Annotated in this window: 19 protein-coding genes and 2 pseudogenes; 4 read left to right on the top strand and 17 right to left on the bottom strand. The window is 58.8% G+C overall.

The features are described from left to right. Nucleotides 1-77: 77 nt before the first annotated feature. The 3 genes from NDI79_RS21205 to NDI79_RS21195 are packed head-to-tail and all read right to left on the bottom strand — an operon-like array spanning nucleotide 78 to nucleotide 3,281. A complete protein-coding gene (locus NDI79_RS21205; RefSeq protein WP_310930681.1) occupies nucleotides 78-1,313 on the bottom strand; it encodes a ZIP family metal transporter in 1,236 nt (411 codons plus the stop codon). Beyond that, nucleotides 1,314-2,576 (bottom strand): multicopper oxidase domain-containing protein, encoded by a 1,263-nt coding sequence (locus NDI79_RS21200; RefSeq protein WP_310930680.1) that lies wholly within the window; start codon nucleotides 2,574-2,576, stop codon nucleotides 1,314-1,316. It abuts the gene before it with no gap. Between the two features lie 3 nt (nucleotides 2,577-2,579). Continuing rightward, entirely contained in the window at nucleotides 2,580-3,281 is a 702-nt protein-coding gene (locus tag NDI79_RS21195; protein WP_310930679.1) for a metal-dependent transcriptional regulator, read from the bottom strand. A gap of 226 nt (nucleotides 3,282-3,507) precedes the next feature. Here NDI79_RS21195 and NDI79_RS21190 point away from each other — a divergent pair, with 226 nt between their 5' ends. Both NDI79_RS21190 and NDI79_RS21185 read left to right on the top strand, forming a co-directional pair. Next, nucleotides 3,508-4,704 carry a hypothetical protein gene (locus NDI79_RS21190; protein WP_310930678.1) on the top strand — a complete coding sequence of 399 codons (1,197 nt, stop codon included), beginning with the start codon at nucleotides 3,508-3,510 and terminating at the stop codon, nucleotides 4,702-4,704. 261 nt (nucleotides 4,705-4,965) lie between these two features. Continuing rightward, nucleotides 4,966-5,076: pseudogene (locus tag NDI79_RS21185) on the top strand (IS6 family transposase); the annotation flags it as partial. Between the two features lie 179 nt (nucleotides 5,077-5,255). Here NDI79_RS21185 and NDI79_RS21180 read toward each other — a convergent pair. From NDI79_RS21180 to merA, 7 genes are all read right to left on the bottom strand, one after another. After that, on the bottom strand, nucleotides 5,256-6,497 hold the full coding sequence (locus tag NDI79_RS21180) for a hypothetical protein (RefSeq protein WP_310930677.1): 1,242 nt from the start codon (nucleotides 6,495-6,497) through the stop codon (nucleotides 5,256-5,258). Between the two features lie 68 nt (nucleotides 6,498-6,565). Next, a complete protein-coding gene (locus tag NDI79_RS21175; RefSeq protein ID WP_310930676.1) occupies nucleotides 6,566-8,950 on the bottom strand; it encodes a heavy metal translocating P-type ATPase in 2,385 nt (794 codons plus the stop codon). A 60-nt stretch (nucleotides 8,951-9,010) separates the two neighbouring features. Then, complete coding sequence (locus tag NDI79_RS21170) at nucleotides 9,011-9,760, bottom strand: helix-turn-helix domain-containing protein (RefSeq protein WP_310930675.1); 750 nt, start codon at nucleotides 9,758-9,760, stop codon at nucleotides 9,011-9,013. A gap of 62 nt (nucleotides 9,761-9,822) precedes the next feature. After that, nucleotides 9,823-10,107: a DUF7967 family protein gene (locus NDI79_RS21165; protein WP_310930674.1), complete on the bottom strand. Its 285-nt coding sequence runs from the start codon at nucleotides 10,105-10,107 to the stop codon at nucleotides 9,823-9,825. Nucleotides 10,108-10,144: 37 nt separating this feature from the next. Next, nucleotides 10,145-10,807, bottom strand: coding sequence for a DUF6735 family protein (locus NDI79_RS21160; protein ID WP_310930673.1), 663 nt, complete (start codon nucleotides 10,805-10,807; stop codon nucleotides 10,145-10,147). Nucleotides 10,808-10,875: 68 nt separating this feature from the next. Beyond that, complete coding sequence (locus NDI79_RS21155) at nucleotides 10,876-11,256, bottom strand: hypothetical protein (protein ID WP_310930672.1); 381 nt, start codon at nucleotides 11,254-11,256, stop codon at nucleotides 10,876-10,878. Nucleotides 11,257-11,480: 224 nt separating this feature from the next. Further along, nucleotides 11,481-12,926 (bottom strand): mercury(II) reductase, encoded by a 1,446-nt coding sequence (gene merA, locus NDI79_RS21150; protein ID WP_310930671.1) that lies wholly within the window; start codon nucleotides 12,924-12,926, stop codon nucleotides 11,481-11,483. Nucleotides 12,927-13,003: 77 nt separating this feature from the next. On the opposite strand from merA, the gene NDI79_RS21145 reads away from it, so the two are divergent. After that, a complete protein-coding gene (locus NDI79_RS21145; RefSeq protein ID WP_310930670.1) occupies nucleotides 13,004-13,351 on the top strand; it encodes a winged helix-turn-helix transcriptional regulator in 348 nt (115 codons plus the stop codon). A gap of 229 nt (nucleotides 13,352-13,580) precedes the next feature. Here NDI79_RS21145 and NDI79_RS23685 read toward each other — a convergent pair. From NDI79_RS23685 to NDI79_RS21125, 5 genes and pseudogenes are all read right to left on the bottom strand, one after another. Then, nucleotides 13,581-13,769: pseudogene (locus NDI79_RS23685) on the bottom strand (DUF8012 family protein). A 142-nt stretch (nucleotides 13,770-13,911) separates the two neighbouring features. Further along, a complete protein-coding gene (locus NDI79_RS21140) occupies nucleotides 13,912-14,781 on the bottom strand; it encodes a biosurfactant protein 1 (RefSeq protein ID WP_310930708.1) in 870 nt (289 codons plus the stop codon). A 94-nt stretch (nucleotides 14,782-14,875) separates the two neighbouring features. Beyond that, entirely contained in the window at nucleotides 14,876-15,802 is a 927-nt protein-coding gene (locus NDI79_RS21135) for a transcription initiation factor IIB (RefSeq protein ID WP_310930669.1), read from the bottom strand. Between the two features lie 214 nt (nucleotides 15,803-16,016). Further along, nucleotides 16,017-16,913 (bottom strand): DNA-binding protein, encoded by an 897-nt coding sequence (locus NDI79_RS21130; protein WP_310930668.1) that lies wholly within the window; start codon nucleotides 16,911-16,913, stop codon nucleotides 16,017-16,019. Nucleotides 16,914-17,685: 772 nt separating this feature from the next. Then, on the bottom strand, nucleotides 17,686-17,973 hold the full coding sequence (locus tag NDI79_RS21125) for a hypothetical protein (RefSeq protein ID WP_310930667.1): 288 nt from the start codon (nucleotides 17,971-17,973) through the stop codon (nucleotides 17,686-17,688). A 573-nt stretch (nucleotides 17,974-18,546) separates the two neighbouring features. On the opposite strand from NDI79_RS21125, the gene NDI79_RS21120 reads away from it, so the two are divergent. Next, entirely contained in the window at nucleotides 18,547-19,182 is a 636-nt protein-coding gene (locus NDI79_RS21120; RefSeq protein WP_310930666.1) for a hypothetical protein, read from the top strand. A gap of 91 nt (nucleotides 19,183-19,273) precedes the next feature. On the opposite strand, the gene NDI79_RS21115 is transcribed toward NDI79_RS21120, so the two are convergent. Further along, nucleotides 19,274-19,420, bottom strand: coding sequence for a hypothetical protein (locus NDI79_RS21115; RefSeq protein ID WP_310930665.1), 147 nt, complete (start codon nucleotides 19,418-19,420; stop codon nucleotides 19,274-19,276). Further along, the gene (locus tag NDI79_RS21110) at nucleotides 19,420-20,253 is read right to left on the bottom strand and encodes a hypothetical protein (RefSeq protein ID WP_310930664.1); all 834 of its coding nucleotides are present in this window, start codon (nucleotides 20,251-20,253) and stop codon (nucleotides 19,420-19,422) included. Before NDI79_RS21110 ends, NDI79_RS21115 begins: the two co-directional genes overlap by 1 nt. Between the last annotated feature and the right edge of the window lie 130 nt (nucleotides 20,254-20,383).

The raw sequence follows: 20,383 nt of genomic DNA, 5'->3' as shown, positions 1-20,383 counted from the left end.
TGCTATAAGAGTGCTTCCACCGAGTTTGAGCATTTGCCGTCGATTCATCTCTTGTATAAGGGTTCGTCCAGGGGGGTTTAGAGTGCGACGAAGAGGTCGGTGACGTACATCACGACAAGTCCGACGAGGAATGTCACGAGATTCAACGCAGAACCGACACGTCCATTCCGGCTGACCATCTCTCGAAGTTCCCAGATGACTTGCAGGATCGCTCCCACGCCAACGGCGAGGAAGAAAGCCCCGAGCGTCGGCGAGAAGGCGAGGCTACCCAGCCAGCCACCGAGGATGACCGGAGCACCTGCAATGAATCCTAGACCGACGAAGTGGAGGATGTTCGGACGCTCACCACGTGCGACGGGTGCGACGACAGCTGGCCCTTCAGTCACGTTGTGAAGCATGAAGCCGATGACGAGGAACGCACCGAGTGAGACACGGCCGAGTGCGAACGAACTCCCGATAGCGAGCCCTTCGGCGAGATTGTGGAGACCGATACCGAGGGCAACCAGATAGGCAACCCACAGGCCGCTCTGGGCACGCGCATCACCTGCTTTCGCACGGCCCTGTCGCCACGCGCTGACGGACTGAACCGCGAGAAGCGCGCCAATGATGCCGAGCGCGACGAGGGCAGGTCCCTCGAACGCGCCCGGCACCTGCTCGCCGAGTTCGAATGCCTCGAACCCGGCATCAATAGCGAGGAACGCGAGAATACCCGCCGAGAAGGCGAGAATCGCGTGGAGCCAGCGGTCACTCATCGACTGCAGGAATGGGAACCACAGCATCCCAAGTGCGACCGGGATGACGCCGACGAACAGGCCGATGACAGCCATCGTCACCAGCAGGTCCGTCGTCAGGCCCGGTGACTGACTGGGGGCGATGATGGTATGGTGAACGGTTGCACCGTCCGAGAGCAGCAGAGCCACCTCGAGGTCCCAGCCCGGGTTCCAGTGATACGGGATGACCACCTGTGCGCTCTCACGAGGGGCGAGTGTGTTATCACCGCCTGCGCCCTGCACATCGTAGTCCCAGTACGCTTCTGCGACCAGCACCTGTGAGATTGTCACTTCGTCAGGGCCGTTATTCGTGACGTGGAGGACGACGGTCTCTTCGCTCGGTAGGGTCGTATGCGTCACCGACACGTCGGGGAGTGGCGCACCACCGTTGTCGAGCGACGCGAATGGTGTCGCCACAAAGAAACCACCTACGATGAGTCCGAGCAGGAGGATCGGGAGCAGTGCTGCAACCCACTTGGGGAGTCCCAGCGGGCGCTCAGTTTGGTTCACAGTCGTGCCGCCATCCGTGTTTGGTTTGCTCATTTAGACCACCTCGAAGAAGCTCATCCAGCCAAGTTCAGCGAACTCTGACTGGTGGGCGTGGAACATGTACAGTCCCGGATCGTGATTCGAATAGTCCAGCTCGATGATGCCGCGCTGTGCTTGACATTGCATGACTGTGTCCACGGTCTGGTTCGTCGGCAGCAGCGTCGTTCCGTGGTCGTAGTAGTCGAAGAACTGCGAGTGGGTGTGGAACGAGTTGATGAGGTCGAACTCGATTGCGTTGATGAGATACACCCGCTGGCGCTGGTTCTTATCGATCTGGATCGGGCGCTTGGTCTCACCAGCTTTCCAGTTCCCTCGACCGTCCGTCTCGCCAACACCGTAGGCGAACGCTCGCGTGTTGGCTGCATACACCTCGTTTCCGCCGTCGAAGTTGGTGTCGAAGCCGTTCATCACCATCACCATCTCGTTGACGGCGTCGTTCTCGGCGTACTCGTGGTTCCGCGTCTTTGCCTCGGCGACGAGTTCCGCACGGAGTTCGTCGGTGATCTGCGAACGGTGGAAGTCACAGTACTCCTCCGGTCGCTGGGCGACACGCTCCGGATCTGGGTCGATGATGATCGCCCCGTATAACCCCCGGTGGATGTGTTCTTTGAGCGGGAGCGAGTGGCAGTGATAGAAGTGGACACCTGCGGGTTGGGCGATCCACTCGTACGTGAACGACTCACCCGTATTGAGGACGCCCGGTCCATTCTGCGGGATACCGTCCATCTCCGGATTGAGGTTCCGGAGATGCGGGTGGATGGTGTGGGCGTGTCGTCCGAGATTTTCGAACTTCACTCGGATGAGATCGCCCTCGACGGCTCGAATCGTCGGGCCAGGGACCTGACCGTTGTAGGCCCATGCCGGAAATTCGATGCCAGGGGCGATGCTAACGGTGGTGTCGACCGCTTGGAAGGTGAACTCCCGAATGGTTCGGCCGTTCTCCTCGTAGACGTCCTGCGGGACGTTCTCTTGTTCACCACGGCCTGTGTTGAACTGGTAGAGGAATTCGTGTGGGTCGAAGTCTGTGTCGCTATATTCTCCGGTTGCACCGAAATTCCCGTGTGAGTCCTCTCCTGGACCATGATGCTCGTCGCTGTCTGCCCGTCCGATTCCAGTGAGAGCGGCGCTCCCTGCGAGACCAAGCCCCCCGAGAACTGCCCGTCGAGTGGTCTTGAAATCCGATTCGAGCGAGTCTACTAGTCGCTGCTCCAATCTCTCTGACAACTTTGCTGCTTGTGAATAATCTTGTGAAGGCATGTATTACGCCTCGTTGTACTGTCTGCGTTCGTTTTCGGCCGGTTCAGCAGGCCGTGATACGTATATGTCTGCAGCGACGTCAGTCGGGAGCGAGAGCGGTTTCTCTGTCGTCCTCACTTTGCATGTGATCATCCCGAATGGCGCGGTTTCGACCACTTCGAGTTCCGTTCCAAGCGAGACCCCAGAGTTCGCAAGATACGACAGAACGTCTGCGCGGCTTTCTCGCACCTCAGAAACGACCGCAATCGTTCCTTCTTGACACTCCGCTAATGACTGCTGTGTCTCACATTCTCGAATTTCGAGGTCAGCAGTAGGAATCGGTTCTCCATGTGGATCTACAGCAGGCGTCCCAAGGAGCATTTCGATTCGCTCGACTAACGTCTCGCTCAGATGATGTTCGAGGGCGTCTGCTTCGTCGTGTACCTCTGCCCAATCGTATCCGAGCTCCTCGGTCAGGAAGAGTTCGAGTAGCCGATGGTTGCGGAGCACTTTGAGCGCCCCCTTCTCACCACGCTCGGTGAGACGAGCACCCTGATAACTCTCGTAATGTACGAGACCATCGTCGTCCATTCGCTGCAACATCGTCGTCACGGTTGGTGGTTTGACCCCTATCGCGGACGCGATTTCGGATGACGCGGCCGGGATGTCTCCGTCCTGAAGGCGGTATATCGCCTTCAGGTAATCTCCGACTTTCGGGGTCACCATGGGAGAAGTTTAGACTCCTCTAAACAAATAGTTTCCTATATCTATCTAACAGTTTAGATAACGTACCAACTGGCACGATTTGTACTTTCATCCTCACTGATGCACCCACACGACGAAAATCAGAACCCGGGTGACTACCCTCATACGGGAGCCGTGTCTTGCTTTAGCCCCAAGTCGTCCGATGCGCTCAATCAGGTATAAGTAATTCGTGGGGAAAGACCCACCAATGGAACCGGAAAGACGGCCCGCAGTTTATGAACATGCCAGTGGAACGTCTCACCGGCGTGGGTCCATTCGCCCGCTGTCTCTATTCGGTATTTTCGTACTCACACTCTCACAGATACCCGTCGTGTCTGCGCATGAGGCAACCGCAACCGCCGGACTCACACAGGGTCATGGTGTCCTCCTCGGTTTCATCGGCGTTGTCGTTCTCGTTGGGACGACGATGTTCAAGCGAACGAACTATATTTCGCCAACAGCCGCACTCTACGGTGTGTTTGTCGGCATCGTCATTACTGTGCTCGGTGCCGTTCTCTTCGAAGGACTATCGCCAGACCCGACGTATACTGCAAGTTCGATGCCGTTTCCGCGGTCATGGTATCAACCGTTAGCGCTCTTGACCGGCCTGTTGATCTCGACCGGTAGCTTCGTCGTCGGTTGGCTTCGCTGGCCAAGCCGTCCTCGGTATACGTTTGTCGGGATTCTCATGGGACTCTGGATCTCGTATCCCTACCTTATTCGAGGACCAGCGAGTGATACGCATCCGCTCGGCTACGCAATCGTTCTGAGTACCCCTGTTCTGATTGGATATGTCATCTGGAAAGACGCAGGAGGCATTCTTCAGGAAGTCTTGCGTGACACGGTCGCTCGCCGGTTCGGTATCGGTGTCGGGCTCGTACTAGCACTGTTCTTCGTCACCATAACGGGCTACCTCTCGTTTTTCCCCGAGAAAGGATTCCCACACGAAGTGACCATTGTCGTCATACCCGCAATCTATCAACTGGTGACGTGGCCCACGCTCGAAATCGCTATTCCACATATTCCCTTCTTCCTTGCCGTCTCACCGGGGCAGGCGGTCATCGTCGGGACGTTGAGCGCGCTCATCGGGTTGAACGCCGCGCTCATCGCCCGTCATTGGCGCGTCGAAGAACGGGCTGGCTTCACAGAAAGCACAGCGGGAGGCGCTGCAATCGTTGGAACGTGTACCTGCGGGTGCTGCGGCCCGCTCGTCGCGAAGATCGCCGTGCTTGCTGCTGGACCGGCCATCGCGGCACCTCTCTACTGGCTGTTCGTCGATTCGGCCTCGCCGCTTAGTGCGCTATTCATCGTCGGGAGTCTCGTATTGTTCGCTGGGACTCTGATCTACTCGGTCGAAGCAGCCCGACAACCCGAGCAATCGGGCTCTACTGTCCTGGCTGATTGAGACGATGTGTGTCTTGTAAACAGGATATCTCCGAAAGTCTGTGTCCCGAGAACCGCGTCGGGGTCCAACTCGCAGTCGTGGAACGGATCGTCGACTAGTTCCTCAGTCATGGAATCATGAGCCTACGAAGGGGCTCGGTCCTTCCTGCCCCCGAAAAACCAGCTAGTACCGTATAACGAGATTTGCTCCTACACACTACTGGGGATCGGGTGTCTTCCGCCGGTGATTGAACTGCCAGAGGAGGACGCCAACTACAATTGCAAGCTGAAACGCCGAACGTCTTCGTTCTCAAACTGCTTCAGCCACGTTTTCCCTGAAACAGCTGAAAGCTGGCTCCAAGCGTTCGCTACCTGGCTTAATGCGACTAACTAAACACGACCCCAAGCGGAGTGGTTGTCCCTTTTGCAGCAACTGTACTCGTCCACGACTCCTCGCTGACGAAGTCTGTTGAGCGCATTGGCAAGCTGCTCTACGCCCCCGATGTGCAGTAAAACCCGTACTGAGGTGTCTCACCTCATATTAACAGCCGTAGCTGCTATGGCTACCCACTTCTAAGGAATTGGACATTGATCTGCCATCCGAAGGTTCTGAACCGAATAGAGATAACTTGCTGTGAGCAGGACAATGCTTCCGGCCAGGAAAACCGACCCTATTGGCGAGGATGGATCGAGGAAGAGCCAATAGATAGGCATAGCAAGCGATGGGCCAACGAGAACGACAACTAATTCGGCCATCAGTGGCCCACAGCAGACGCAGACGTTCGGACCGGCAAGTGCCATTGCGCCGATTGAGCTTTGAGCTGATTGAGCTTCGATTTGATTCCTAAATTGATATGCTGCGGCGGCCGCATTTCCCCCGACAAGAAGCGCGAAGACGAAAACGATGAGTCCTGTTCCCACCGATATCATCCCTGTCACGGGTATTTGTGGAACGAGATAGGTTATCGAAGGCCACAGCACTAACGGCTCAGCAATTGGCGCAGTATCAACCGAAAACGTCGAAAGCGCCCCGACTCCTTCGTCTGGAACGAACGAGAGCATAGTCGTGGAGAGCATGAAGAAGAGCGCCATCAACGTGCCAACGCCCATCCCGAATCGGCGAGCCACATCGTCTGCCCAGAGTAAACGGAGCGTTTGCCGTCCATCTATCCAGAGTATGTATCCGATCAGAATCGGCAAGCTTACGACCGTTAGATAACCCACAGGATGGGTGCTACCGTTCGACCCGCGGAAGATGGCTGGATAGGTGACCCAGAATCCTAATACCGTACCGAGCAGGGCATATCGAGGTCTATGAGGCCACTTGAACTGGCCAATGATCACACTCAGAACGATAATCGATGACCCAATAAAGAGTGAGAGAGGGAGATACCATTCGTGTGGAATCACCATCGACTTTGCAGAATACTCTTCAATTTGTGAGAGTTGCATGACTACTCCTCCCCCAACGACAACCACCACAAGTCCAGTAAAGATGCCAGCCAGTGTGTGTGCCGGTTTTAGGAGATCAGTTCCTCGGGAAAAGCCGAGGAACGTTCCCACGATACCGACGCCACCGAGCAATATTGCGAGCCCATACCACTGCGGAAGCGACGGAGCGTGTTCGCTACCATGCGCTGAGACGACCGGAAGCATGTTGATGGAGAGCGCACTAATAATCCCGAAAATTGAGATTCGTCTGATGAATTGAAGCACAGTCTGTTTTCGTTGTTGTGTAATCTGCTTTTCTGGTTCGTTCAGTTGTCTATACTTGACCCGACGCTTCATTACGAAGTCACGTTTGTTCCAGGTCATAAATGGGGGACGCTTGAGCGTGCGAATGTCGACACCACCTTTTGGTTAATTCTTCTGGTACGCAATACTCAGGCTCCCGTCTCCTGATCTGCATCACTGCGTAGACTCTCGGGTACAATCCGTGAGAGCCGCATCGCGTTCCCAGTAACCCCGAGGCTCATGCCCATATCGCCGACGACCACCGCCAGCGCGACGCTCACAAGTCCCAGCGGTACGCCGAGCGCGAGCAGGAACTTCACGCCGAGGCTCGCCCATATGTTCTGCCGGATCACGCCGTTCGCCGTGTGCGACAGGTCGTACAGGTAGGGGAGCTTCCCGACGTCGTCGCCCATCAGCGCGATGTCGGCCGTCTCGAGGGCGGTGTCGGTGCCGGCCGCGCCCATCGCGATACCGACGTCAGCGGTCGCCAGCGCGGGCGCGTCGTTGATGCCATCGCCGACCATCGCAACGTCGCCATACTCTGCCTGCAACTCCTCGACGGCGTCGACCTTCTCGTCGGGCAGGAGTTCGGCGCGGTATTCGTCGACGCCAACCTGCTCGGCGATAGCGCGAGCGGTCCCCTCGTTGTCGCCAGTCAGCATCACCACATGCTCCACGCCAAGCGCATGCAGGCGCTCGACGGCTCGCTTCGAGGCTGGGCGCACCTCGTCGGCGATAGCGATCGCACCGAGTAGCTCCGACTCCGTGCCGACGATGACGACCGTCTTGCCCTCCCGCTCCAGTGCGGCGAGTGCGTCCTCAGCGAATGTTCGGTTGGCGGTCTCACCCGTGTCCGTCTCGGGAACGCCGCCGTCGGTCGCTGACCGGGTTCGCGAGAGGTCGAACCCCAGGTCCTCGAATAGTGCAGGCTTGCCTGCGTAGTACGTCTTGCCGTCGATCTCGCCGCGGATACCCTTGCCCGTCAGGCTCTCGAAGTCCATCGGGTCAGACAGGTCATCCACGCCTGCCTTGTCGGCACTTGTGAGGATCGCGGCGGCGATGGGGTGTTCGCTCCGGCGCTCAAGTCCGGCGGCGTGACGGAGCAGCGTCGCCTCATCAGTGTCACCGACCGGAACGACGTCGGTAACGGTGAGTTCGCCCTTCGTGAGCGTTCCTGTCTTGTCGAGGGCGACAGCGTCGACCTCGCCCATTGCTTCTAGGTAGTTGCCGCCCTTGATCAGAACGCCGTTTTTCGCGGCGCTGGTAATACCTGATACCACCGAGACGGGCGTTGAGATGACGAACGCACACGGACACGCGATCACCAGCAGGGTAAGTCCACGAATGAACCACGTCTGCCAGCTTCCGCTGAAGGTGTGTGAGAAGCCGGCGAGACTGACAGTGGCGCTCCCGCTGATGAGTAGCGGCGGCAGCACGGCGGTCAAGATCGCCAAGACGACGATCGTCGGCGTGTAGTACCCCGAGAACCGGTCGACGAACTGCTCTTTCTCGGTCTTTTTCTCCTGTGCGCCCTGTACCATCTCGATGATTTGCGAGAGCGTCGACTCGGAGGCGGGCGCAGTGGCCTCGAACTCGAGGTAGCCCTCCTCGTTGATACTGCTGGCATAGATCTCGTCGCCGACGCTCTTGTCGACGGGGACGCTCTCTCCGGTGATGGGGGACTCGTCGACTGCACTTCCACCGTCGACGATGGTGCCGTCGAGCGGAATCTTCTCGCCGGGCCGGACGATCACTGTCTCGCCGACGTCAACCTCGTCGGCGGGGACGGTCACCTCTTCGCCGTCGCGGCGGACGGTCGCCTCGTCAGGGGACAGTTCCATCAGTTCGCGGAGGGAGTCCCGGGCCCGGTCCATCGCGTAGTCTTCGAGCAACTCGGCGATGCTGAACAGGACGGCCAGCGTGGCGGCCTCGACGAAGTAGCCGATGCCGGTCGCGGCGATGATGGCCGTCCCCATTAGCAGGTCGATGTCGAGGCTCAGATTCTTTGCCGAGTAGTAGCCTCCGCGAACGACCGGGTAGCCGCTGGTGACAATCGCGACGAGGAAGAGCCCGTCCGCAACGTGAAGGGGATAGTCGAGCACACTTGCGACGGCGAGGTTTTGCCCCGTGAGGACGAACTCGAAGAGCAGCCCGAGTGTGACGAACGCTGCGCCGATCCACGTCTTGATGGCGCGCGAACTTGTCCAGACTTCCGACGGGGGCGCAATCCCCAACTCGTCGTTTGATGACCCTTCTGCGCCGCCGCCGTTGACCACTTCGTAGCCGGCGTTCTCGATGGCCTGGACGACGTCGGCCTCGGTGACGCGGTCGGGGTCGTACGTGACGTTTGCCGTGCCGGTGGTCGGCTGGAGCGTGGCGTCGACGACGCCGTCGACGCGCTGAAGGCTCTTGTCGACTTTCTGGGCACACGACGGACAGTCCATCTCGGGGACGGTGAGGCGGACGGACAGCTCTTGTCGCTGCCCGCCGCCGTTCGGCGGCCCCGCTGTATCCGCATCCGGATTCTCTGTCATCAACTCACGGTAGGTGCGGGAGTTCGATATGTCTTTGTTGGAATATTCCAAACCCCCGCGTCAGCGCGATACCAGCCGTTCTTCCGTGACCCGCTCGCCGGCGACGTGCTGCTTCGCCAAGTGTTCCTCCGCCCGACGGAGTCGGTAGGTGAGCGTCGACCGGGGCACGTCGAGATGCTCGGCGAGCTCGCCGACGTCGACCTCGCGGGGTGACTCGTAGTAGCCGTGTTCGACGGCGGCCTGCAGAGCGGCCTCTTGGGCTGGGGGCAACCCATTCGGTGTCCTGTCGCTTCCCCCAGCCCCTGTCGTCGTGTCCACTGTGCGGAGCATCTCCATTTGGGCGCACTCCCCGACAGCGACCTCGAGAGCGTCAAAGAACGCCGCCACGTCGCCCTCACCGGAATGGATGAGTCGCCACGTGTAGTGGCGACCTTCGTGACGAGTTTCGAACAGCACGCCGTCGCCGAGGTGGTCGCGAGCGATGTGGGGAACTGAGGCGCAGGTAGGGGTGCGCTCCCAGTCGGAGTAGAGGATGAGCGTATCGTCCATGCGGTCGAGGACGCGGGTGGTCTGCGTAGCGCCGCAATCCTCAGCCGCCAGACAGTCGGCGTAGTAGTCGCCGGTGAGAAAGGCGTCCTCGATAGCGTCGAGCGCTTCGGGGGTCCCGGTGGCGTGATCGACCCGCCAGAGCCGCTCGGCAGTGGCGTGCAGCGAGAGTGAGCGGACGCGGGCGTCGGGGTGGTCAGCGAGGGCGTCCGCCACCTTGTTGCACCCCGGCTCGTATTCGAGGGCGAAGACGAGTTCGCGCATATCTCCGTCTAAGGCCTGCTACGACATAACCCATGGCCTGCAGCGTTGTCTACCGGTGGACTTCAGATTACGTCGTCAGGATCGTGTGCCTCCTGCATTCGCTGTGCTTCGGTCACGTATTGCTCTTGGAGGTCTGGATCGTCAACCGTGCCAAGATTGCCGGGTTCAGTATCGACTGCTGCTGTCGTATCTCGGACGTCGGTGAAGGATGTGAGTGCCCGTTCCTTCCGATAGTACTGTTCGCCATCGGGCGTTGCGTAGGTGAGGATGATCAGGTTCTGTTCGTCATCGGAGTACGTTCGTTCGACAAGCCAGACACGAACGCCGTCTTCAGACTGATTTGACATACTTGTGTGTTTCTTGGTATCCACTAAGGAATGGGTGTTACGGCTCGCTGAGACTCGCTTTCTCGAACGGTGATTCACCAGTCGGGATGCGCAACTCCTGTTGCTCTCCGACGCGTTCGGCCAGCTTCTGTTTCAGATACTGCCTCGCCGTCGACAGCGTGAACACACCCCTGTCAATCATGTCGCCGACGACGTCCTTGAGTGCCTGGAACTGGCCCTGCAGGTGGCCATCGCCGACCGGCTCGCCGTCGTACCAGCGCACCGTCGCGAGCGCGCCGTTCCCGACTGTGTCTCCCTGTTCGACTGTCTCCGAGTCGTACTGCAGGCCGAACCACAGCGTCCGATACGCGGTCACCTCGAAGGTCGACGACACCACGAAAAACGCCTCGTGGTGGAGGTAGTCGAGGTGGTCGGCGACGATCTCGTCGAGCGTGAGGCCGGTAGCACGGGGTTTTGGCTCGACGACAGTCGACGGTCGATCTTCGCCGGCGAGGTAGCTGTCGACGGCATCTGCCTCGAGGCCATCGACTAACTCTGCGAGCAGCTGTTTCGCCCACGTGGAGTCGGCGTCGTCACCGCCGAATGGCGTGGCCGCTGTGATGCGGTGCTTCAGTTTGAGGTTCGCCGCTCCCCAGTGGGCGTAGTGAAGTGTGTACGTGCCGTCGGTCCGTTCGTACGCAACGAGTGCGCGGTGGCCCATTTGCAATCACCTCGCAGGGCGATGCGTATGCTGGATCGCCCCGCACTCCGTTGGGGGATGAACAACAGCTACTGCTCAATCGGATCGAGGGACCTGAGGTCAGCGTGGAGGACCTCGCTGTCGCGAACAACGTATCGCTTCGCCAGCACCGGGAACCGACATTTCGTGTACCCCGCGGTCTGGATGTTGAGTTCTTCACCGGGTTCCAGATAGCTGGCCAGCTTTCGGAGGAATTCGTGAGTGATGAGACCACCTTCGTAGTCAGGGAGTCCATCCTCACGAGTTTCGTAGACTTCGAATGCGTCGTAGCCCCAGATGATGAGCTCTCCTTCTTCGTCCACCTCCCAATTTAGGGTCCCGAAGCAATGTGCTTCACAGAGCTGGCGGACTGCCTGTGCATCGGTTACGACTGCGCCGGTCGACGTCGTCGCTGCTTGGAGCGTTGCCATTGTTAGTCCTCGAGGGGGCTTTCCTGCCCTCGCACCTCTTGGGGTAGGTAACAAACCCGACCGCGAGGCTCAGTTGAAATCCTCAGTTGCTGATCGTTGGTTAATGCTGTGCTGAACGTAGAGCGAGATTACGGCAATGGAGTGAATCGTGACAGACGCGTTCGGCAACTACTCAGCGTAGGCAGGACTCCTACTTTTTCTCACGCCGTCTGGGGGTACACCCCCTATTCGACGCAGCAGCTCATTTTCGACGTGTCGCGGCGGAACGCCTGACAGGCGTGCTTGAACGCCTCCGAGAACGTCGGGAACGGATGAATCGTGTCGATGATGTCATCGACGGTGAGGCCGAATTTGACTGCCAGCGTCGCCTCGGGAATCATGTCAGCTGCCCGTGGCCCGACCATGTGGACGCCGACGATCTCGTCGGTCTCGTGGTGCTTGACGACCTGCACCAGCCCACGCGTATCCTTAACGACCTTCGCCTTCGGCACGTCGTCCATCTCCACCGTTCGACACGTGCAGGTACCGTGTTCGTCCATGTACTCCAGTTCGGTCGTCCCGACCGCGGCGACCTCGGGGCTCGTGAACACCACCTTCGGGACGGCGTGGTAGTCGATGGTCGCGCCCTTATCCCCGAACGCGTTCTTTACCGCGTGGTTGCCCTCCTTGGCGGCCACGGTCTCCAGCATCGGCTCACCGATGCAATCTCCCGCGGCGTACACGTCGGGGTTCGCCGTTCGGAACGTCTCGTCCACGACGATGGCTCCGGAGTCGTCGGTCTCGACGCCGATCTCCGCCAGTCCGATGTCGTCCGTGTTGGGTGTGACACCGGTGGCGACGAACAGGTCGTCGGCCGTGTACGTACGCGACTCCCTGCCGACGGTGACGTCGACCGAGACGCCGCCCGAGGACGCGTCTCCATTCTCCTCGCGCACTCGATCGACCGTAGCATCGGTCACGATTTCGATCCCTTCATCCTCGAAGCATCGCTGGAGTTCACGTCCGAGTTGACCCTCCATCCCCGAGAGCATGCGGCTCGATCGCTGGAGGAGCGTCACGTCCGCGTCCATATGATACAGAATCTGTCCCCACTCCAGCGCGACGTAGCCGCCGCCGATCATCACGACGCTCTCGGGGCGGTCACGGCCCTCGAGGATTGTCTCGCTGGTCTCGTAGTCGACGGTCTCCATTCCGTCGATCGGCGTGATGTTCGGCGAGCTGCCGGTCGCGACGAGCACTTTCTCCCCCGCGATGGTCGTGCCGGCATCCTCGCCGTCGACCACGTCGATTGCCGTGTCGTCGACCACGCGTCCGTAGCCCTCGTAGATGTCCGTCCCGAAGTGATCGGCGACGTCGACGTAGTTCTGATCGCGGAGTGACACGACGATACCGTCTTTCTCGTCAATCGCCGCCGCCCAGTCAGTCCTCGGCTGATCGTCGTCGTACGCCACGGCGTCGAAGGGGTTGCGCGGCGGTTCGAACGCGGACTTCCCGACCTCAAGAAGGTGCTTGCTCGGTACACAGCCGACGTTCACGCACGTGCCGCCGAGCGGCAGTCCCGTATTCACCATCGCCGTCGAGAGGTCTCGGCGGTCGGCTTCGGTGATGGCCGCGAACGCTGCAGCACCGCCACCCAGAATTACGAGGTCGTAGGAGTGGTCGATAGCCATTGTGTATTCGGTTTACAACGCGAAGTTATTGTACTGTGGAGTCCGAAGCTATGGAGTAAGTTGGAGGCCACGAAGTAATGGCAGACGCAACATCTCCACCGGAACCGACGTGCGATGTAGACGGAACGTGTTACTGTCCGCTGACGGGCGTGGTCGACACGTTGAGTCGAAAGTACGCGATGCAACTGGTCAGTATCGTCGGTGCCCACGACTCGCTTCGTTTTGGCGAAATCGAAGCGCACCTCACGAGCGCCAGCTCCTCGACGATCTCGAAGCGACTGTCAGAGTTCGAGGAGGCTGGATTAGTCTCGCGAACGCAGTACGCCGAGATTCCACCCCGTGTGGAGTACGCGTTGACCCACGATGGGCACGAAGTGCGTGAGCGGTTAGAACCGCTTCTCCAGTGGGCCGAGAAGCAGGCGTAGCGCCCCGGGGAGTAACAAATCGAGCACCTCCGGACAGAGAGTGCAGAGAGTTCACAGCTACTCGGATCGGTCTGTGACGGCCACCAACTGAGATGCGGTGGAAACCGATTGAGGGTCTGTTGAGTGCATCCTTCTATACTCAGCACGCCACTCCTATCACTCTCGGAGAGTTTAAATAAAAATGGCTGGAAAAGAAAAATGGATCGATGCTGCTTGACCGAGCCTTTCCTCAGGAATCGGCCTTGGTCTCAGCTTTCTCCGGAGCACCTGGTCGAGTGAGCAGCTCTACCTGTTCCAGAAGCGTCGTCGCCTCAGCGATTCGCTCTCAATCGGGAGAGTCCAGTTGCTCGATATCGATGCTGTTGAGGTTGCTGGGCGCGCGATGCAGTTGGTAGCCAGGTGTGTCTCGTGGATCCATGATGTGCGCCTCCGTCGACTTCAGGCGCAGAAAAACGAAGCAGACACGCTGATGTCTCCCGTCGAAGCCTTGCATCAGCCTTAACCAACAACTTTTCGTGTAGACATCCTCTGTTGGTTATGATGTTGTTCAACCGAGTATCCTACTGAGGAGTTGGTCCGTGACGAGGCGACTGACATACCTGACACTTCCACATTGGCTGGCCAGACCATTCGTCATCTGGGAGAGATTCGAACTCCTGGAACTGATGCTCAGTCGCTCGGTCGCAGCTGCGACACTCAAGACGTGTTTTCGAGGGAGTACTGGGTTGACGATCCTCTGAGTGCTCGTCGTCGACGGCTCGCTGAAGTGCAATCGCTGACACCAACCAGACGTCGCTCTCGGCGCTCTCAAGTAGGGCTGTAAGTCGATCTTCCTCACGAACGTCGCGTCCTCCCTCCTCGTAGAGGAACGTCGTGTGCGCCCCCTCACGCTGCGACCGTGTCGACTCTGTCCCTCCTGTCCGCTCACGAGCGACTGTGAGTAGCTGTTCACCGCGCTCGGAGGTGACCCGAACTGCTTCGGGGAGCGGGGGCCACCTGTCGGTCAGCTGTGCGGCAGGCTTCGTATCGAGGTCGTAGATCAGCTGGCAGTCGTCAACCGTTGGATCCCTGTCAACCTTGGTGAGGAGCGTGGCCGCAGCAGTACCCTTCGCGACGGCAGCGTAGAACGTCGACGCCTCAACGAGCAGATGGACGACATGGAGTAGTGTCCACTCCGTATCCGGGGTGGGACTGTCGTTACTGGTTCCATCCAGATGATTCGAGAGGCAGAACCGACACTTGGTACGGTTAGCAGGAATCGAAGCACCGCACGAAGAACACTTGCTCCGTGTCGATCTCGATCGATCTGGATACGATTCGGGTCTTTTCCTTCGCTGTCCCTCTGCTCGCCCAGAAAGCTCGTCGTCGGGAACGTGAGTCGCTTCGCCAAGGGGTCGTAGTTCCTCAAAATCAGATTGGCGTCCAGTCATAGAGTCGTCTGGCAGCACCTTCCCTCGTCTCTGTATTTAAATCTCAGCCACCAACGCCGAACTCGAACCAGGAGAAAACTCGCAGACAGTGTCTTCAGACCGCCAATTCGCTCAGCGTGTCTCGATGTGACCGGATGGTCGTTGCAGTAACGCTCGCCGCCTCAGCGACTTCCGTCTGCGTCAGCCATCGTCCCTCTTCGCGACCCGCCTTGTACAGACAGGCGGCTGCAAACGCCGACGGTTTGACGCCCGACGCTGTTCCTGTCGATTCCGACTGTTCAGCCAATCTCCGAGCTCGCTGTCGGATGTCCGCTGGAACATCCAGTTCTGACGCGAGGCGGGGAATGAAATCGCTCGGTCGAACAGGCTGGGCCGGTAGTCCGAGTTCTGTATTCAACGTCTTGTACGCATTCGCGACTCTCGATTGTTCAACGCGTGCCGCGTCGACGACGTCGTCGAGTAGCCGCGAGTGGCCGTTACAGCGACAGGCCCCGTAGACGCTTGCTGCAGCTATCGCCTCAATCGATCGCCCCCGAAGCAGGTCTTCGTTCTGAGCGCTTCGGAACAGCTGACACGCCTGGTCACGAACCGATTCTGCGAACCCGAGAACGCTCGCGATTCGCCGAACTTCACCCAGGCCGTGTGCGAGGTTTCGCTCGGCCTTCGACTGGAATCGCCCGCGAGACTGTTCGCGGCGCATTCGAGCCACTCGACGTCGCTTCTGACCGGAGAGCTCGTTGCCATTCGCATCGGTTTTGCGACCAATCTCGGTTGACAAGCCCCGGTCGTGGCGTGCCGCGGTGAGTGGTGCGCCCGTTCGTTCTCGTTCGTCATCGTCGTAGGCCCGCCACTCCGGGCCGTGGTCGATTCGATTCTCGCCGATCACGAGGCCACAGTCCTCGCAGACGGTTTCGACCGTGTTAGTGGTGACCCGACCATCGCACTCGGGACACTGGTTAGCGCTTGATTCCGTCTGGATGTCTTCGTCGAAGCCAGTTTCGTAGATCTCTCTGGTAGCCATGATGTTCACGAGGGACGATGCGTTCTTCGGGACGCCCCTCAGCCACTCTGGGGCAAACAAACGCCCAGTAGGACAGCAACCAGGGGGTTTACTCTATGGCGAAAGCCCGGCAGCGCAACGGCGCTCCCAGCGCCGTGAGCAGCCCGGACCGTGGAGGTGGTGGGAGGTGGCGGTGACCGCTTCACACCAGCAAAAAAGGGGTGCGTTGCTCCGGCTATTCCCACCAGCGGCCGCGCTCAGGGAAATGCAGGGTCGACCATCCAGTGACGGCTACTGAGACACGCCCGTTGTACCAGTTCTTCGCTGCCCCGTGAATCCGAACGCGCTCACCCTCTTCGATCCAGGGGGCATCCGAAGCTTTCCAGCTCGTGAACTTCGTTTTCCCACTGTCGTCCTCGATGAGGCCTACTTGGGAAATGGCTGCACTCGACGGCTCCCAAAGCACGCTTACATGGCCTTCGATGCTCACCTCTTTGCGATCGACGTTCTCGAGCTTCCCGATGGGAACCACCTGTCCCGGCGCCGTCTGCAACTCCTCGAACACCCCAACGACTGCACTCGTCAGGTCTTTCCCACCGACTACGGCTTCACCCAGCCGCCGACCAATCGCTGCTCGCGACCAGCCATCCAGCTTTTCGGCCAGCCGCATCGACTGCGTGTTCACCGCCGCCAACTGCTCCTGCGTGAGTTCTGCACGGGGATCGCCTCGTTCCGGGTCAGCCATCGGATTCACGCTTGCCGCCCGCTTCTGGAACTTAGCACGCCGCTCAGCGCTCCGCTTCGCCGCGATGTCTCGCGTTCGCTTCTCCCGACCTTCCTGCGTCCCCAGCTCTGCCTGGGCACTGATGCGCTCCAGCTCTGCTTCCCGCGCCCGAATACGCTCTTCTTGTTCGAGGGTCGCACCGTAGATCCGCTCGTCACTAGTGTCGACCATCCCGTCCGGGTGGTTCGCATCCACCTTCGCCTGCACCTCCATCTGCACCGTCGCCTGGAACTCCGGGGTTTCATCGACGACCTCGAAGCCATCTTCGTCGATCTCTGCTTCGTTCGCTTTTTCGAATGCTTGTTCATCGACCGAAACTACTTGACTGGTTACGTTCTTACTTGACATTGGAACTCACTGGTTCCTGAAGGCGCTCACGCGCCCGCCACCGCGATGCTACTACATCGCGGTTCTTCGACGACACCGACCGACAGAACCATCTGCGCGCTCTCGCTCGCGCCTTCGCGAGCGCCCCCTGGGGTGCGAGCGAGAGCGCGCCATAGGGAGGCCACCCAACCAGCACCGCGCGCCGACCCGCCCGGAGCGAGCGGCCAGCGGGATATGCCCGGTCGTGTCCGGCCCGATGTGCGGGTCCGTGTCCAGGGCGACTGTCGCCGAGAACGCGCGCCGCTGTGTGGCGCGCGACAGCGCAGGCGGCACAAAGCGCTGGAACGCGAAAGCCCGCAAGGGGCGCAACCGACGGGGATACCCGCTGGCGTCGAGGGCACATTCATTTTAGCCCGGAACGGGCGCGGGCGTTGCGGAGAGCGCCCGCATGCCCGGAATGGTCGGTCGCGAGCGACGCGGAGGGCGGCAGCGGCGAGCGGGGCGGGCCGTAGAGAAACACCGTTCAATCACCCTCAACGCTCGGTAACACAGCCGACATCCTGGCGGACTCAGAAAGGGCGAGGCCGTCTCGGTTGTCCCCCGACCCCGCAAGCACCGCAGGCACAAGGCGCGCAGTGGGGTTCCCATGAGCAGAGCGAACGAGTGCAAGAGAGACTACGTCTCGCGTGGTCGCAGGACGTCGAGTGGCCGAGGGCTTTCGAGAGCACTCTCTATTTCCGTAACAAACGTCGTTATTCGCCGACGCACTCGAACTCATCCTCGACGATGATGTCTACACCGCCGGTGAGACATCGATCGGAATCCCTTCGACAGTAAACCGGACGGCGATGTCCCCATCGGATGAGATAACCAACTGTTTGAACGCCTTGACGGCGTCGGCGATCTCTGCGGCGCCGATACCGTAGACAAATAGTTCGTTGGCGCGCTCCGCAATCTGGTAGCCTATCTCCAGCAGCGATTCGGCGTCGGCTTCGGTCCGAACCACAAGTCGGGGCTGCCCGCCGTACTGTTCGATGAGCCCGTCGGGTGATCCCGTAGCGACGACGTGGCTGTCGTCCATGAGTGCAACACGGTCAGAGAAGCGCTCGACTCCTCCATCGAGTGGCTCGTGAGCACCACGGTCGTGCCCGCCACCCGTTCGACGACCCGCCAAAGACTGTGGCGGCCCATCGGGTCGATACCGGTGGTGGGTTCGTCGAGAAAGAGCACATCCGGATCGTTGACGATCGTGATGCCGACGCAGGCCCGCGTTGCTGTCCACCCGAGAGCTTCTTGTACCATGTGTCGGCGTCGCCGGCTTCCTGAACGCCGACGAGGTTACGCAGGGCGCCAGGAGCGCGTCACACGTGCTGGCCGCGCTGCACTCGCAGCGACCGTGCTAGTTCTCCTCCCGGTCATCGCCGAGACTCTAGCTGATATCCCGGTTGATCCCGTGCTCATAATCGGGATCTATGCGGTGTCTTTGGCTCTGATGGTGCCGGGGCGCTGTACAATTCCGTTGTCGTCACGTCCGAATCAACAGATACGGCGTGACACACACCACTCACTGGCTATTTCAGCTGAGACTCGTGAAAGTTAGGTTGGTTCTCCCAAACACCAGTCTTCATGACAGTGGACTAAATGGTGAAAACACATGGTCGCAGAATCGGCTATTTGGATAGGCGGCTCTTCTCTCGTCGGTGCAACCATTGGTGCTCTCGCCAGCCTCGGCGGTACCTACTGGCTTCATAACCGCCAACAAGCAGCCGAAGAACAACGCCTGCGACAAGCACTCATCGCAGAGATCGACTCAATGGACATTGCAGCCCTAGATGCGTTCGCAGAGAAACTAGAAGCCCTCGGTTCAAAAGAAGATCGTGAGAACAACATCCAAACCGGAGTGAGAGAGGGACTGAGACAGGCAGGAGATGAAGACCTATTTGAGGATCTCTCAGAGGAACGAAAGAAGAAGATTTTGCACGAGGGCGCTGGTATGCTCGCACGTCCATATGTGACTGAGTTAGATGAACTCTCTGAGATAGATCTCTCAAGTAACGTTTACGATTCGAATCTTGACAAGATTGGGGTGTTAGATGTTTCCGACATTGACGAGGTAATTACGTACTACAATGACGTTCACAAGGTTCAGCGGACTGTTGCGAGTGTTACGGAGGCGTTTGAGTCTGGTGAGCAGAAAAGAGATATTGCGCAGTTTAGCGGGCGTTTGAAACGGCAAATAGATGGATTGAATGCCCAGAAAGAAGATGTGCTAGAAATTCTCCGTAAGTAAAGGAACGATTCAATACTGCGGCTCTTCCTCAACAACAACCCACCCCGATTCGTCTACTGCAGGTTCGAATTTGAAGTAGACGAGTAATCGGTCAGGGTCGTCGGTAGACGTCTCCATCGACTGACTGCTCAAGAGCGAGATCAAATGCCGCTTCTTCGTCGTCTCGTTTCTCCGCGAAGATGCGTTGCCCGTCGGTGTGGGTGCGTACGACCCAGACGCTGCCGTCTGGCTCCTTCATCACGGCCATCCCTTCAATCGAGAACGAAATGCCTCGACACGCTCGGCCAACACCTCGTAGAGGTAGTGAGAGACTACCGCGAGAACAATAATCACTGCCGTCAGAATAATCAGAGATATCGTCGCAAAGAGAATATTCAGCGTTAGGCCATCTGGCGGTAAAGTGCTCGGGCGAGCAGGCAGCCCAATCAGTTCAACCCACTGTCTCGGTCCGACAAAGTAGATCCAACCCACAGCGCCACCAATGTACTGAGCATATGCGGCGATTGGTCTTGTGAATCGGCCAAAAGCACTCCCATCCCTTTCAGACGGGTCTAGTTCCCATGGGGTAGTGAACTTCCCACGAATAAATGCAATAATCAGGAATATTAGAACCATCCCGACAAGACTGTCAAGGGCATCTACTGTCGCTGATTGCTGCGAATTGAAGAATGAGGTCAAGGAAGACCCGATCAGGAACATCGCTATCGCTATTGTGACATAACTCGATATATTCAGAAATGATTCGTGTTTGTACGCTCTTGATGCTTCTATCACTGCGTTGTTGATGACAACCAGGAATGCGATAGCGAACATGATTGCTGCACCGAGCATCCCGGCGAGTTTGGGCTGAGGATAGACAAGAGTAATTCGAGAGAGATATGCGACGAGCGCGGCGAATACACCAGCGATGGTGAGGTACTGGTAGTTCGCGTTGAGAAACTCTGGAACTGGTTGAGGTGGACGATCGGTTGATTTGCGTTCGTAGTAGGAGAGGGGAGGGAACGGATACATCAGTTCTCTCTGAGAAGATGCATTCGGGTCCTCGGTGTTCTCACCTGAATCATCGGTCATTTCCCAAGTACACCGTGCCTCTCGCGCCATGTGAATCGGGTGATTGATAGTACTGGATTCAAAAACACAAGTAAATTCTGGTAAGAATCTAATTCTGTTTGGATGAATTTCGAGTAACGGTTCGACGACG

Origin of the sequence: Halogeometricum sp. S3BR5-2, from assembly GCF_031624635.1 — an archaeon.
GTDB lineage: Archaea > Halobacteriota > Halobacteria > Halobacteriales > Haloferacaceae > Halogeometricum > Halogeometricum luteum.
Note: the sequence above shows the minus strand (reverse complement) of the source record. Positions and strands in the feature narration are given on the sequence as shown.

What these genes read in the sequence shown, in the direction of transcription:
- NDI79_RS21200 (WP_310930680.1), bottom strand. Translation starts at nt 2,576, where the DNA reads ATGCCTTCACAAGATTATTCACAAGCAGCAAAGTTGTCAGAGAGATTG.
- NDI79_RS21180 (WP_310930677.1), bottom strand. Translation starts at nt 6,497, where the DNA reads ATGACCTGGAACAAACGTGACTTCGTAATGAAGCGTCGGGTCAAGTAT.
- NDI79_RS21165 (WP_310930674.1), bottom strand. Translation starts at nt 10,107, where the DNA reads ATGTCAAATCAGTCTGAAGACGGCGTTCGTGTCTGGCTTGTCGAACGA.
- NDI79_RS21110 (WP_310930664.1), bottom strand. Translation starts at nt 20,253, where the DNA reads ATGACCGATGATTCAGGTGAGAACACCGAGGACCCGAATGCATCTTCT.
- NDI79_RS21115 (WP_310930665.1), bottom strand. Translation starts at nt 19,420, where the DNA reads ATGAAGGAGCCAGACGGCAGCGTCTGGGTCGTACGCACCCACACCGAC.
- NDI79_RS21175 (WP_310930676.1), bottom strand. Translation starts at nt 8,950, where the DNA reads ATGACAGAGAATCCGGATGCGGATACAGCGGGGCCGCCGAACGGCGGC.
- NDI79_RS21145 (WP_310930670.1), top strand. Translation starts at nt 13,004, where the DNA reads ATGGCAGACGCAACATCTCCACCGGAACCGACGTGCGATGTAGACGGA.
- NDI79_RS21170 (WP_310930675.1), bottom strand. Translation starts at nt 9,760, where the DNA reads ATGCGCGAACTCGTCTTCGCCCTCGAATACGAGCCGGGGTGCAACAAG.
- NDI79_RS21205 (WP_310930681.1), bottom strand. Translation starts at nt 1,313, where the DNA reads ATGAGCAAACCAAACACGGATGGCGGCACGACTGTGAACCAAACTGAG.
- NDI79_RS21125 (WP_310930667.1), bottom strand. Translation starts at nt 17,973, where the DNA reads ATGGACGACAGCCACGTCGTCGCTACGGGATCACCCGACGGGCTCATC.
- NDI79_RS21120 (WP_310930666.1), top strand. Translation starts at nt 18,547, where the DNA reads ATGGTCGCAGAATCGGCTATTTGGATAGGCGGCTCTTCTCTCGTCGGT.
- NDI79_RS21160 (WP_310930673.1), bottom strand. Translation starts at nt 10,807, where the DNA reads ATGGGCCACCGCGCACTCGTTGCGTACGAACGGACCGACGGCACGTAC.
- NDI79_RS21195 (WP_310930679.1), bottom strand. Translation starts at nt 3,281, where the DNA reads ATGGTGACCCCGAAAGTCGGAGATTACCTGAAGGCGATATACCGCCTT.
- NDI79_RS21130 (WP_310930668.1), bottom strand. Translation starts at nt 16,913, where the DNA reads ATGTCAAGTAAGAACGTAACCAGTCAAGTAGTTTCGGTCGATGAACAA.
- NDI79_RS21135 (WP_310930669.1), bottom strand. Translation starts at nt 15,802, where the DNA reads ATGGCTACCAGAGAGATCTACGAAACTGGCTTCGACGAAGACATCCAG.
- NDI79_RS21140 (WP_310930708.1), bottom strand. Translation starts at nt 14,781, where the DNA reads ATGACTGGACGCCAATCTGATTTTGAGGAACTACGACCCCTTGGCGAA.
- merA (WP_310930671.1), bottom strand. Translation starts at nt 12,926, where the DNA reads ATGGCTATCGACCACTCCTACGACCTCGTAATTCTGGGTGGCGGTGCT.
- NDI79_RS21190 (WP_310930678.1), top strand. Translation starts at nt 3,508, where the DNA reads ATGGAACCGGAAAGACGGCCCGCAGTTTATGAACATGCCAGTGGAACG.
- NDI79_RS21155 (WP_310930672.1), bottom strand. Translation starts at nt 11,256, where the DNA reads ATGGCAACGCTCCAAGCAGCGACGACGTCGACCGGCGCAGTCGTAACC.